The following is a 13,452-nucleotide window of genomic DNA, read 5'->3' as shown; positions in this document are numbered from 1 at the left end:
GATCATCCGATGAATATGGCAGTCGGAGAAGCCTTCCGGACTGAAGCCCTCGCAGAACCAAAATTAGAGGCCTGTGGGTATGACCATTTTGGCGAATCCCAATCTCTCCCTACGACTGATGTCTCGTTTTCTGCCTCGATCACGCAAGTTCAGCGCCCGCATTGAAATGGTGCGAGCCAGCGGCTTGTTCGACGAGACGGCTTACGCGGCCAAGTACCAGGTTTGGGGCGGAGCGGCAGCGATTGAGCATTATCTTTCCGTGGGCTGGAAGCTCGGATTTGATCCCTCGGAGCGCTTCAGCACGACCGCCTATCTCAGATTGAACCCGGATGTTGCGGCAGCCGACATAAATCCTTTGGAGCATTTTCTGCGCCATGGCCGAGTGGAGGGACGAAGGATTTGGGATGATGGCAAACCTGCGACGGCCGGCTTACCCGCAGCGGCAGCCCAGACCGCGTCGAGCCCGACGCCAGTAATTTCGTTGGAAGCCGAGGCGGGTAACTTGGCGGACGTCCCAATTACCCCAGATCTAAGGAGGATGATTTCTTCGCCTTATTACTTAAGTCATTATCAGGACGTTGCGCTGTCTGGCGTCGATCCGCTCGATCACTACTTATCCTATGGTTGGCGTGAGGATCGAAACCCTTCTGAAAATTTCGATACGGCGTTTTACCTTTCACGACACCCTGAGCTGAGGGCCGGCCATCAAGCCCCTCTCTACCATTTTCGCGCTAACGGCGGCGAAGCGGGTAATCTGCCAACCCCGGAACATCGCATCGTCCTAGACCCTTTTTGCGGAGAAGCCTCTGAGCTGAGGTATTGGCGAGACCGGAGTCTTAAAATCGGCGTCCATGTGCACGTGTTCTTTCCGGAATTGATCGGTGAACTGCTGATAGCGCTGGCGAATCTTCCTGAGCACGCCAAGCTCCGCTTCACAACGATCGCGGAAGGCGACCGCAGATATGTCGAAAATTTTGTGGCGGCGCGGAAACCCCGGTGGGATTTCGATGTAGTAGTTGTGGATCGCGTCGGCAGGGATGTGGGCCCCCTATTTCAGGCTTGCGCTGATCTCTGGCAGACTTCTGATTTCATGCTACATATACACACAAAGAGGAGCCAGCATACTCACTTCGGTGACGCTTGGCGCCGATACCTACTTGATCAGTGTCTCGGAATGCCGGAGCTGCTAGATAGAGTCTTCGGTGTCTTCGTCGAAGATCCAAGCGTGGCGCTCGTTTTTCCGGACAATTTCTTCGAGATCAAGAAATTCGTGGGTCTGAACGGTAATGAGGACACGCTCAGCGCACTTTGTCGCGCGCTAGGTTACCCAAATTACAACGTTCGGACGCTCAGGGAATTTCCCGCAGGCTCCTTCGCTTGGTTCCGATCCTCCGCTTATGCAAAGCTCGTTGAACACTTGAACGGCTACGATGCTTTTGCGCCGGGTGAGAGCATTGAAGGCACAATGGCACACGTTCTCGAGCGAGCTTTTGCTGCAGTTCCATCAGCGGCTGGTCTCAAGATACGTAGCTTTTCGACCCCTCGACGCCCGCTCCTCGACTACAGTTCCGAGGCGCGAGAGTTTCCTGTCTATCTGGAGCCTCACACGTCCCGATGGTTGCGCGACTCCCCCAGAATCTCGAAGAATACGCAGGCGCCCCTCGCGCCGCGCCATCCTTTCTACAACGCTCATAGCTTGAATATTCACTGGATCATCCCGTCCTTCGGAGTTGGGGCGGGAGGACACATGACTATCTTTCGGTTTGTCGAACAATTCGAACGATTTGGTCATCGCCAGACAATTTGGATTCAAAATCCTAGTAACTATCGCGCGCCCGTCGACGCTTTGAAGGTTATCCGAGAAAACTACCGTCCAATTGGCGACAGCGTGTTTGTCCGATTTCTGCCCGAGAGCCTAGCGCAGCTTTCAGGAGATGTTCTCATTGCAACGGACTGCTGGACAGCCTATCCGGTAGCGGCGGCGACAAAATTCAAAGAACGCTTCTATTTCATCCAGGATTACGAGTCGTTATTCCATCCAGCAGGCGCAATTCAGCTAACGGTCGAACGCACGTATCACTTCGGCTTCGCCGCCCTCTGCGCAGGTCCGTGGCTGGCAAAGATGGCGAGTGACCATGGCATGTGGTCGCGTGCTTGGTATTTGGCGGCAGACGAAAAATTCTATTTTGCAGCGAGCACGCCAAAGTGGAAGCGCAGGAATGAAACGACCCACATCGCCTTCTACGCCAGGGCGAATACAGCAAGGCGGGCCGTTGATTTGGGTCTGGCAGCGTTCGAAGAACTGGCTCAAATGGGCTATCATTTTCATGTTCACTTTTTCGGCGGCGAGGAGAGATTGCCTGCGATCGGATTCGAAGCGTCTTACCACGGAGTTGTGTCCCCTGAAGAACTAGGAGATCTCTATCGCCGCTGCGACATCGGCGTCGTCTTTTCGGCAACGAACTATTCTTTGATCCCGCTGGAGATGATGGCTTGCGCGCTGCCTGTCGTCGAACTCGACGTGGACAGCATTCGCGCAGTCTTCAAGGATGACGAGCTTCTGATGACGGAGCCCACGCCGCCGTCGGTGGCAAAGGCCATCGCTCAGTTGATTGAGAAGCCCGAAATCCGAGCGGCGCTTGCCGCCAAAGGTCAAGCCGCGGCAGCAAAATACAAATGGGAGGAAAGCGCGAGGCTTGCCGAGGTGGCGATCTTCGAGTGTTTGCAAGAGAAGAAATTTCTACCTTTAGACGTTGCGGAAATTTGCGCTCCGCACCTCGCGAAATGCCGCAAGGCTTCTGTCTTCCTGCCTGTGAAGAATGGCGGCGCGTTCTTTGAGAAGGTCGTGGAGCGGATTCTCGGACAAAAAACCGATTTCGAGTTCGATTTTCTTGTTCATGACAACGGCTCCACCGATGGAACCGTAGATCTGTTGAAACGCGAAGCGGCGAAGCACTCGAATTTCCGCTTCATTGAGCAGCCCCCGCACGAATTCCAGCATGGCCGGGCTAGGAACCTCGGCATCCGAAACACGGATGGCGAGTACGTCGCAATTACCACCGCGGACGCTTTGCCTGCCGACGAATTCTGGCTTGCGAACCTCGTGGCTGGCTTCAGCAAAGGGCCTCGAGTCGCTGGAGTCACTGGTCGGCACCGGCCTCATCCCAATCATGGGCCGTTCCTCGAGAGAGACATGAAGAATGGATTCGACAACTTCCGAAATCTCTCGGATGTGTACGGCTTCGACGTCCCCTTGGCGCGTCATATCTACCCGGGCGGCCAGGAATGGCAGATGATAAGCCTTTTCTATTCCGACAATAATTCGTGCATGTCCCGCGCAGTCTGGAAGGTGCTTCCCTATCCGGAGATCGACTGGGGCGAAGACATGGTGTGGGCATGGGAAGCTCTGCAGCTTGGCTTCCAGAAGGCATATGCGGACGATGCCATCGTCTACCACTCGCACGAATGGGATCTTCGCAAATCGGAGGAATGGTACTCAATCGAGGGGCGTTTTTGGATGGAGCATTTTGGTTTCGACATCGCAGGCGACGCCGACGCTCATCTCGGGCAATGGAATGTGCGCGACCGCCTGTTTGCGATCGAGCACAAGGTCGGCGCAAATCAACTCAGACGTCAACTCGGGCTGAATGTGGCTTGCTTGAGGGGCAGAGCTGCAGGCGTTGCTGAGGCGAAGCACCTTGAAGCCTCCGGTGATGAAGGCGTCGGCCGGCCCCGGTCGCCCTTAGTGCGCTAACGCGCTCTCGACTCCCATTGTCGAGGACCGAAGAAGGAGTGCCAATGATATGAATATAGGCGTCGGTTCAAAGTTCGCGATGAAATCCGTCATTCTCGCCGGCGGCCTCGGTACGCGGCTGTCTGAGGAAACCTCGACTCGTCCCAAGCCCATGGTCGAGATCGGAGGCATGCCGATCCTCTGGCACATCATGAAGATCTACAGCGCCCATGGCGTGAACGACTTCATCATCTGCCTCGGCTACAAGGGTTATGTGATCAAGGAGTTTTTCTCCAACTACTTCCTGCACATGTCGGACGTCACCTTCGATATGCGCGACAATAGTCAGACGATTCACAGCGCCAAGGCGGAGCCGTGGCGGGTCACTCTGGTCGATACCGGCGCCGAGACCATGATCGGCGGCCGCATCAAGCGGATTCTCCCTTATGTGAAGGACGATCCCGCCTTCTGCCTCACCTATGGCGACGGCGTCGGCGACGTCGATATTGAGGCGGTCATCGGGCTTCACAAGCGCGAGGGTCGCCTGGCCACCGTGACCGCAACCCAGCCACCTGGTCGATTCGGCGCGCTCGAGGCCGATGGCGCCCGGGTGCTCGGCTTCCGCGAGAAGCCAGTCGGAGACGGCGGTTGGATCAACGGCGGGTTCTTCGTGCTGAGCCCAAAAGTCGGCGACTATATCGATGGCGACGCGACGGTGTGGGAACGAGAGCCGCTCGAGCGGCTGGCGCAAGAGGGGCAGTTGTCCGTTTATTACCACAATGGCTTCTGGCAGCCGATGGATACGTTGCGCGACAAGCGCCACTTGGAAGAGCTTTGGGAATCCGAAAAGGCTCCCTGGAAGACTTGGTAAGGGGGAACTATGCGCGTTCTAATCACCGGCAATATGGGATATGTCGGCCCTGTGCTGGCGCGTCATCTTCGCAAGGTGCTAGGGTCGGCCTACCTCGCCGGCTACGATGACGGATTTTTCGCCCATTGTCTTACCACCACAAGCGAGCTTCCCGAACGCCATTTGGATGTGCAGCGGTTTGGCGACGTGCGTTCGATAACCGCCGGCGATCTCGAGGGATTTGACGCGGTCGTGCATCTGGCCGCGGTTTCGAACGACCCGATGGGGAACCGGTTCGAGGCCGTGACCGACGAGATCAATCATCGCGCCAGCGCCGCTATCGCGGAAGCGGCGGCCGAAGCCGGCGTCAAGAATTTTGTCTTCGCGTCGAGCTGCAGCGTTTATGGCTTCGCCGGCGATGGCCGCGCCCGCGGAGAGAGTGACGCGCTCAACCCGCTGACGGCCTATGCGCGCTCGAAGATCGCCACCGAGGAGTCGCTGAAACAGGCCAATCTGAAAGGTCTGACGGTGACGTCCTTGCGCTTCGCCACCGCTTGCGGAATGTCCGATCGGCTGCGCCTCGATCTCGTGCTTAACGATTTTGTGGCCTGCGCGTTGTCCTCTGGCGAGATTACGGTGTTGAGCGACGGAACGCCCTGGCGGCCGCTCATCGAGGTGCGTGACATGGCGCGGGCGATCGAATGGGCGATCACGCGTTCGCCCGAAAGCGGAGGCCAGTTCCTGGCGGTGAACGCCGGATCTGACGGCTGGAACTTTCAGGTCAAGGAGTTGGCTCAGAGCGTCGCCGAATCGGTGCCCGGCACGACCGTGTCGATCAACGCCGACGCGCCGCCGGACAAGCGCTCGTATAAGGTCGACTTCAGTCTGTTCAAGAAGTTGGCGCCGAATCACCAGCCTTTGCAGACTCTCGATACAGCTGTCGCCGGATTGCGTGATGGCTTGAGGGTGATCAACTTCGATGATCGCAACTTCCGCCAGTCGGAACGCATCCGGCTGAGAGTGCTGGAGAAGCACATGGCTGAAGGCCGTCTCAGCGCCGACCTGCGCTGGATTTGAAACCAAAATCCAATCGGGACGAAAATTATGATTTTCCATAAGACTCCGGTGAATGATGCACGCTTGATTGAGCTTGAGCGGAAAGGGGATGAACGCGGCTTTTTCGCCCGCTTCTATTGCGAGCGAGAATTCGGTGACGAGGGATTGGCGACCCATTTCGTTCAGGTCAACAATTCGTTGAGCGGCAAAAAGGGCACGCTGCGCGGAATGCATTATCAGCTGTCGCCGTCGGCGGAAGTTAAAGTCGTGCGTTGCATCAAGGGCGCCCTGTGGGACTGTATTGCTGATCTCCGACCCGATTCGCCGACTTTCGGCAAATGGTTCGGCGCAGAGCTCAACGAAGACAACCGCCTGATGATGTATGTTCCGCGCGGCTTCGCCCATGCAATCCTAACGCTTACCGACAACGTCGAGGCGCTTTACCTCGTCAGCGAGTTCTATAACGTGGAGACTGAGCGCGGGGTTCGTTTCAATGATCCCTGGCTCAACATCGAGTGGCCGATCGAGCCGGTGGAAATCTCAGAGAAAGATCGCGGCTGGCCGAGCTTCGATCGCGAATTCCATGGCGTGGAGCGGCTCAGGGGGATCAAGTGAAGATCCTTCTGACCGGCGCCAGCTCCTTCACCGGCTATTGGTTCGCCAAGGCGCTCGCGGAGCGCGGCGCGACGGTGATAGCGCCGCTGCGCTCCGCTCCAGAGTCCTATACCGGTGTGCGTCAAGCCCGCGCGAAGGATCTCGCGCACTTCGCAGTCGTCAAGCCGGGGGTCGAATTCGGCTCGTCCGAATTCTTCGCATTGTTCGACCAGAGCGACTGCGATCTGCTTTGCCACCATGCGGCGAGGGTCGCGAACTATCGCAGCCCTGACTTCGACGTGAATTTCGCGGTTCAAGAAAACACCCGGGGACTAAAATCTCTGAGCGAGCGGATCCAATCCGCCGCATGCGCGACGGTCATCCTTACCGGCAGCGTTTTCGAAGCGGACGAGGGCGCGGGAACTGAACCGCGTCGGGCCTTCTCGCCCTATGGCCTGTCGAAGACGCTGACCGCGCAAGTCTTCCGCTATTGGTGCGAAATCGGTCGGATTCCGTTGGGGAAATTTGTGATCCCCAATCCCTTCGGTCCGTTCGAGGAGCCGCGCTTTTGCGCCTATCTGGCTAAGACCTGGGCCGCTGGTGAAACGCCGGAGGTGCGCACTCCGCTCTATGTGCGCGACAACATTCACGTGTCGTTGCTGGCAAAGGCCTACGCCGACTTCGCGCTGACCACGGCCAAGGAACGGCGAACGAGCCGGTTTGCCCCCAGCCAATATGTCGAGAGCCAGGGCGCCTTTGCGCAGCGCTTTGCTTTTGAGGTGGGCAGGCGCTCTTCCGTCGCCTGCCCGGTCAAGATTGGCGAGCAGGCCGATTTCTCCGAGCCTTTGGTTCGCATCAACACGGACCCGGTCGACTCCAAACGCCTCGGCTGGAGTGAAGCATCCGCCTGGGACGAGGTCGCGGCTTATTACGCCGAACAGTTGAAGCCGCTGTAAGGCTCTAGAGAGCTCAATCTCATATCCCGCGCCCTGACGCGCGAGGAAAAAGGGCGAAAATGTCGGACGTTGATGCAGTCGTGGTTGGCGCCGGCGTCATCGGCTTGGCGGTCGTGCGGGCGCTGGCGCTGACCGGTCGAAGCGTCATCGTGCTCGAGACCGAGCGGCTGATCGGAAGCGTGACTTCCTCGCGCAACAGCGAGGTCATTCACTCCGGCATCTATTACCCGCAGGGCAGTCTCAAAGCGCGTCTCTGCGTGGAGGGGCGCCGACGGCTTTACGAATTCTGCGACGCGCACGGCGTCGGCTATCAGCGTTGCGGAAAGCTGATCGTTGCGACCAACGAGAAAGAGCGCCCTGCAGTCGAAGCCCTATTCCAAAAAGGCTTAGCGAATGGCGTAGAGGATCTCGTTTGGCTCAGCGCGGCGGAGGCGACTGCCATGGAGCCTGCTCTCCATTGCGTGGGCGCGCTTTTCGCGCCGTCGACCGGCATTCTCGACAGCCACGGCTTCATGCTGGCGATGCGGGGGGATGCTGAAGATCACGGGGCGGCGATCGCCTTCAACACGCCCTTCCTTAGCGCAAAAATCGAGGACGACGGAATTGTCATATCGGCTGGCGGAGCGGAGCCGACAACGCTCAAGACGGCGGCTCTGATCAATTGCGCGGGCTTGCAAGCCTCCAAAGTCGCGAGAGCGATCGTCGGATTAGAGCATGCGCTCGTGCCTGAGACGCGCTATGCCAAAGGCAACTATTTCGCACTTACCGGCCGCTCGCCCTTCCGGCGTCTCATCTATCCAGCGCCGCACAGTCATGGGCTTGGCGTGCATCTGACATTCGATCTCGCGGGGCAAGTGCGTTTCGGACCGGACGTCGAGTGGATCGAGGAGATCGACTATGCCGTCGACCCGAGGCGCTGCGAGGGCTTCAGCGAGGCGATTCGCAGCTACTGGCCTGGCCTGCGCGATGACGCGCTCGTTGCCGCCTATGCCGGCATCCGTCCGAAAATTTCCGGCCCGGCTGACTCCGCCGCGGACTTTCGCCTCGACGGCCCCGAGCGTCACGGCGTCCGCGGGCTTGTCAACCTTTTTGGGATCGAGAGCCCAGGCCTTACGTCTTCACTCGCGATTGCGGAGCAAGTCGTAGCTTCATTGCCCGGATAAGATTAGCGCAGAGCCAAAACATGGCCGCGCGTGGCACGCTCGATTACGAGCCCGAGAAATATCGAGCCGATCGCCACTCCCAACACATAGCGCCGGTCCAGCAGCCCCTCGCCATAGCCTTCGTAATAGGCCGAGCGCATCCATTCGACGAGCTGGAGGACGGGGTGGTAGGAAGCCATGGTGCGCATAGGCTCGGGCAGGAAATCCGGCACGAAGATCACCCCCGAGGTCATCCAGAGTACGATCGTCAGCAGCCCATAAATCGTCATCCACACCGGCGCGGCCAGGGCGATGACGCCCATCAGCAGGCCGACTCCGAAACCGAGCAGCACGGCGGCGCCGAAGGCGTAGAAGGCTTCGACGATATCCCTCGGCATGACGGGAATATCGAAAAACCAGGCCAGCACGAGCAGGATCAAAACAACGCAGCATGAGGAGAGAATCTCCAGCACGGCGGAGGCGAAGAGCACGTCGAGAACCTTGACCTCCGGAAAGGCCAGCAGGGGCCGCGTCATGATCACGGAGAGTTGCATGAAGCGCGAGAGATAGGAGAAGACCATGAAGGGGACCGTGCCAGTGGCGAGGAAGAGCACGACGCTCTCGCCGAAAGGCGGGGCGCGGCTGGCGAAGCTCCATAACGCAAGCAAGATCACAATATGGGTCAGCGGCCAGGCGAGGGCCACCAGATAGCCGAGCCCGTGCCCGAAAAAGCGCGTGCGGATGTTTCGCAGCATGACGGCGTGCAGAACCCGCCCCTGGCGCGTCACGCCTTCGCGCAGGCCGAAGCGTTCCCCATGCTCGATCAACATCCGCGATGGTCTCCTCTTCCCCCGCCCTCAGGCCATATTGTTCCGCACGAAACCCACGATGCCGACGACCACGCCATAGCCGACGAGCGAGGCGACGAGGGTCATGCCGATGCTGAGCCAGCGCTTGGGGTAGCGCGCCTCCTGCGGCTCGGCGGGCGCGACGATCGGGTGCAGATAGAGCATCTTGCGCTGCGCGAGCATGCGCGCCGCCTCCAGCGTCGCCGCCGAGGCGGCGTAGCGCTTCTCGGCGATCGCCTGCTCGAGGTCGAGATTGGCGAATTTCGTCATCTTTCCCGAAAGCGCCTTTTCCGCAACCGCCTCGACGTTCTTCTCCTGCTGCTCGGTGATCTGCGCCTTCATCTTCTGGATTTGCGCTTCCAGCGAGGTCATGCGCGTTTTCAACACGCGCATTTGCGGCGCGGACTCCAGCACATATTGGAGCTGAGTCTGATACTCCGACTGCGCCTTCAACAGCTCCGTTTGTCGCTCGGAGAGGAGCTGGCTGAGGGAGGCGCTGGTCTGGCGCACGTCCACGAGCTGCTCGGCGTTGCGCGCCTGCTCCATTTGCAGCCGCGCCGTCTTGAGCTTCTCGCCGGCGCGGAAGAGATCCGTCTCGGCCGCCGAGACCGTGTCCAGTCGCATTCGGTCGTTGAGCCCGTTGATGAGCGTCTCGCATCTGGCGATGATCGCATCGGCGATGCGCTTCGCGTCGGCGGCGGTAAAAGCCCGAATGGTCAATGTGACGATGCCCGCCGGGAAGGAAATCGACGTCTTGACCATCTTCTCCCAATAGTCCGTGAATTTCTCGATCGGCTTCTTCTTGTTGAACCGCGCCCACCAGTCGATCGAGCCCGAACCATATAATTCGCGAAGATCGACGTCTCGCTCCAGCGATTCGACCATGGCCCGGCTTTCGATGAAATTCGTCACGATCTGCGTGTCCTGGACGATCATCATGGGCGGAACGCCCGTGACCGAGCCGAGGCCGTCCATCTTGGGGATGGCGCCGCTGCTCACCGTGAATTGCGCCTCGGAGACATATTGGTCGGAGGCGAGGAGGCCGAAATAGGCGAGCGCGACGACGTTGGGGACCACGACGAGAAGAACGAAGAGCACCCAGCGGATGATCCGCATGAGCCGCGCGCCGCGACGGGCGGAGAAGCTCGACTTTTCGTAGGAGCCTCGGGCGCGGCTCGAGAAGCGCGCGCGCCGCGCCGCCTCGTTGAGCGCGCGGGAGATCGCCTGCGTGCGCTCCAGGGGGCTGAAGGGCTGCGGACCGCGAGGCTCTTCGGCGTGGTTCATGCGCAAGCGCTCATTGATTGAGCCTGTTATAGGTTTCGATCGCCTTCCCGACATTGTCAAACATGATGAGGCGGCCGTCGACGAGAACGCCGCCACGGTCGCAATAGTCGGCGATCGTCTGCATGGAGTGGGAGACCAGGATCAGGCCGGAGTTCTTGCGACGCTGCGCGAAGGCCTCCTGGCAGCGCTTCTGGAAGCGGGCGTCGCCGACGGCGGTGACCTCGTCGATGAGATAGACGTCGAATTCGATGGCCATCGACATCGCGAAGCCCAGCCGCGCCATCATGCCGGAGGAATAGGTCTTCACCGGCGCTTCGAGATAGTCGCCGAGCTCGGAGAATTCTTCGACGAAGTCGTCGGTCTTGCGCACGTCGGCGCCATAAATCCGCGCCACGAAGTGGACGTTCTCGCGGCCCGACATCTGCGGATGAAAGCCGCCGGCAAAACCGAGCGGCCAGGAGACGCGGACCGAGCGACGCACCGTGCCGGAATTCGGCAGCTCCGTCCCGGAGATCAGGCGAAGAGTCGTGGATTTGCCGGCGCCGTTGACGCCGAGCAGGCCATAGGAGTGGGTCGTGTCGAAAATCATCGACACGTGGTCGAGCACGACCTTCGTGTGCCGTTCCGTCCTGTAGAATTTGAAGACGTTGTCGAGCTGGATCATCCCGGCCGTTTCAGGTAGAGCACGCGCGTACGCCATTAGGGCGCGAATGCGGCCGCGTTGAGGCGAGACGCGAGGTGCGCCCCGGCGCAGCGGCGGGGCGGGCCGCGAGAGGCGAGTTTGGAGATCATGCTCTTTCCGATACCTTCCATTCGCCGTCGGGGTCTGCGCCGAGACGGCATCGCAAAATGGCGCGCCCAAGACGACGATCCGCAGTTTTTTTTCGCGCCCAGCTGGTTTCGCGCGTCCTATCTTCTGATCGAGATGGCGAGCGCCGACGGCGTGATGGATCCGCGGATTTACGTCGACGAGGGCGAAGGAATTTGCAGCGACGACGAGCTGGCGCTGCGCCCGACGCAACACGGCTTATTCGTCATCGCGCTCAAGAGCTTCCGGCGGGTGAGACGCGTGCGCTTCGATCCCTCGAGCTATCCTTCGCGATTCGAGTTTCGCGCCTTCATCGGCTTCAACGAGGGGGCCGCCCGCTCCTTCGTGGGGCGCCACATGCGTAGAGCAGCGCAAAGCGGCTCGATTGCGCCGAGCTGCGAGATTGCCGCCTCACCACGCAGCGCTCCGCTTGCGGACCTCGGTTCCCGCGCCACGAAATTTCGTAGCGTCGCCGAGCACTATGAGCAGGTCATTGCGATGGCGAGCGCGGCGCATGCGGGAAAGGCGCCCTGGAGCGGCGATGCGCCCTTTCTTTCCTTCCTGTGTCCTGTTTTCAACCCTCCCGCCGAATATCTGGAACAGCTGTGGCGGTCGTTTCGTTTCCAGCGGCAAGGCGCCGCGGAGCTCGTCCTTTGCGACGACGGCTCGTCCTCGGGGGCGACAGTCGAGTGGCTCGAGGCTCACAAAGACATTCCCTTTCTGACGATCCTCAGGCGCTCCGCCAATGAAGGCATTGCCGCGGCAACCAATGCCGCGCTCTCCGTCGCGCGAGGAAAATGGGTTGCACTCATCGATCACGACGACGCGCTCACGCCCTTTGCCGTCGACCGCATCATCGACGCCCTGGAGCAGGAGCCGGAGGCCGAGTTTCTCTACACTGACGAGGTCGTGGCCGACGCCAAGCTCGAGCCTCGGGAGTATTTCCTCAAGCCCGCCTTCGATCCGGTGCTGCTCTCCGGCGTCAATTACGTCAATCATCTTTCGATCTACCGCCGCGATCGACTGCGCGAGATTGGGGGTATGCGGCAAGGCTATGAGGGTTCGCAGGATTACGACCTGCTCATGCGCTATCTTTCAGGGGTCCCCGAGCGGCGAATTCTGCATCTTCCCTATCCCGCCTATGTTTGGCGGCGCGACGGAAAAAGCTTCTCGGCGAAGTTCATGGAAAAAGCGACGCAGAACGCGCGCCGGGCCATCGCGGAACGATATGCGGTCGGCGGCGCGCCAGCCACTGTCGACCCGGCCCTGGACGCAAATCTGCATCGCGTTCGCTTCGATGGCCTCGAGAGAGCCTGGCCGCGGGTCTCGGTGGTCATTCCCAGTCGCAACGCTTTCCCGCTCATCTCGAGCCTGCTCGACGATCTCGTGAAGCGCACCGATTATCCCGACCTTGAAATCATCGTCGTGGACAACGGCACGACAGACAAGAAGGTCCTCGATCTCTATGAAACGATGCGCAAGACGCACGCGGCGTTCCGGGCCGAGATCGAAGCGGAGCCCTTCAACTTCTCCAAGCAGATCAATCGTGGCCTACGCCTGGCGCAGGGGGAATATTTTCTCCTCCTCAACAATGACATCGAGGTCCTCGATCCGTCCTGGTTGAAGGAGATGGTCTCTTGCTTCGACTATCCCGAGACGGGAATTGTCGGAGCGAGGCTTCTCTATCCCAACGGCAGTTTGCAGCACGCCGGCGTCATCGTCGGCCTCGGCTCGGTGGCGGGGCACTGGTTTTGCGGCATGCCGGCAAAATTCCCAGGACCGATGGGCCGGCTGACCGTTCGCCAATCCTTTGCAGCGGTCACGGCGGCCTGCATGCTGCTCTCGCGTCAGTGCGCGGACGCCGCCGGGGCATTCGACGAGCAGACTTGGGCCATCGCCTACAACGATATTGATTTCTGCCTGCGCGCCGGCCGCGCCGGCTTCCGCGTGGTGTGGACGCCTTTTGCGACCCTGCGTCACCATGAGTCGGCGTCTCGCGGCAGCGATGAGACAAAGGAAAACCTCGAGCGCTTCAATCGTGAGAAGGACGCGCTGCGTCGGAAATATTCGCTCTCAGAATATGTCGACCCCGCCTACAACCCATTTTACGGCCGAGACGACAGCCGGCCGCGTTACATCCTTCCGGCCGCGCTGCCGGGTCCTCGAAGCTTCAAGGTTTGA

Annotated in this window: 10 protein-coding genes; 7 read left to right on the top strand and 3 right to left on the bottom strand. The window is 59.9% G+C overall.

Features of this window, described 5'->3' with window-relative positions; translation table 11 throughout:
• Positions 1-79 precede the first annotated feature (79 nt).
• The 6 genes from QMG80_RS01360 (at position 80) to QMG80_RS01335 (ending at position 8,352) form a co-directional block, all read left to right on the top strand.
• Positions 80-3,754, top strand: coding sequence for a rhamnosyltransferase WsaF family glycosyltransferase (locus QMG80_RS01360; protein WP_085771182.1), 3,675 nt, complete (start codon positions 80-82; stop codon positions 3,752-3,754).
• A gap of 79 nt (positions 3,755-3,833) precedes the next feature.
• Complete coding sequence (gene rfbF, locus QMG80_RS01355; RefSeq protein ID WP_085773601.1) at positions 3,834-4,604, top strand: glucose-1-phosphate cytidylyltransferase; 771 nt, start codon at positions 3,834-3,836, stop codon at positions 4,602-4,604.
• 9 nt (positions 4,605-4,613) lie between these two features.
• The gene (locus tag QMG80_RS01350; protein ID WP_085771181.1) at positions 4,614-5,660 is read left to right on the top strand and encodes an NAD-dependent epimerase/dehydratase family protein; all 1,047 of its coding nucleotides are present in this window, start codon (positions 4,614-4,616) and stop codon (positions 5,658-5,660) included.
• A gap of 27 nt (positions 5,661-5,687) precedes the next feature.
• Positions 5,688-6,254, top strand: coding sequence for a dTDP-4-dehydrorhamnose 3,5-epimerase (rfbC, locus tag QMG80_RS01345; protein WP_085771180.1), 567 nt, complete (start codon positions 5,688-5,690; stop codon positions 6,252-6,254).
• Entirely contained in the window at positions 6,251-7,189 is a 939-nt protein-coding gene (locus QMG80_RS01340) for an NAD-dependent epimerase/dehydratase family protein (protein WP_085771179.1), read from the top strand. The genes rfbC and QMG80_RS01340 overlap by 4 nt, the downstream gene beginning before the upstream one ends.
• A gap of 59 nt (positions 7,190-7,248) precedes the next feature.
• Complete coding sequence (locus QMG80_RS01335; RefSeq protein ID WP_085771178.1) at positions 7,249-8,352, top strand: NAD(P)/FAD-dependent oxidoreductase; 1,104 nt, start codon at positions 7,249-7,251, stop codon at positions 8,350-8,352.
• A gap of 2 nt (positions 8,353-8,354) precedes the next feature.
• Here QMG80_RS01335 and QMG80_RS01330 read toward each other — a convergent pair whose 3' ends face one another.
• From QMG80_RS01330 to QMG80_RS01320, 3 genes are read right to left on the bottom strand one after another with little or no spacing between them, the layout of a single operon-like run.
• Entirely contained in the window at positions 8,355-9,161 is an 807-nt protein-coding gene (locus QMG80_RS01330; RefSeq protein WP_085771177.1) for an ABC transporter permease, read from the bottom strand.
• Positions 9,162-9,188: 27 nt separating this feature from the next.
• Positions 9,189-10,463, bottom strand: a complete 1,275-nt coding sequence (locus tag QMG80_RS01325) for a KpsE/RkpR family capsule polysaccharide export protein (protein WP_085771176.1) — start codon at positions 10,461-10,463, stop codon at positions 9,189-9,191.
• 10 nt (positions 10,464-10,473) lie between these two features.
• Positions 10,474-11,127 carry an ABC transporter ATP-binding protein gene (locus QMG80_RS01320; protein WP_085771175.1) on the bottom strand — a complete coding sequence of 218 codons (654 nt, stop codon included), beginning with the start codon at positions 11,125-11,127 and terminating at the stop codon, positions 10,474-10,476.
• Positions 11,128-11,253: 126 nt separating this feature from the next.
• Between QMG80_RS01320 and QMG80_RS01315 the strand changes: the two genes are divergently transcribed.
• A complete protein-coding gene (locus QMG80_RS01315; RefSeq protein WP_085771174.1) occupies positions 11,254-13,452 on the top strand; it encodes a glycosyltransferase family 2 protein in 2,199 nt (732 codons plus the stop codon).

The sequence above is a fragment of the Methylocystis bryophila genome, from assembly GCF_027925445.1.
In the GTDB taxonomy this organism is placed as follows: Bacteria; Pseudomonadota; Alphaproteobacteria; order Rhizobiales; family Beijerinckiaceae; genus Methylocystis; species Methylocystis bryophila.
The sequence above is the reverse complement of the archived record's forward strand: the minus strand, read 5'-3'. Positions and strand labels throughout refer to the sequence as shown.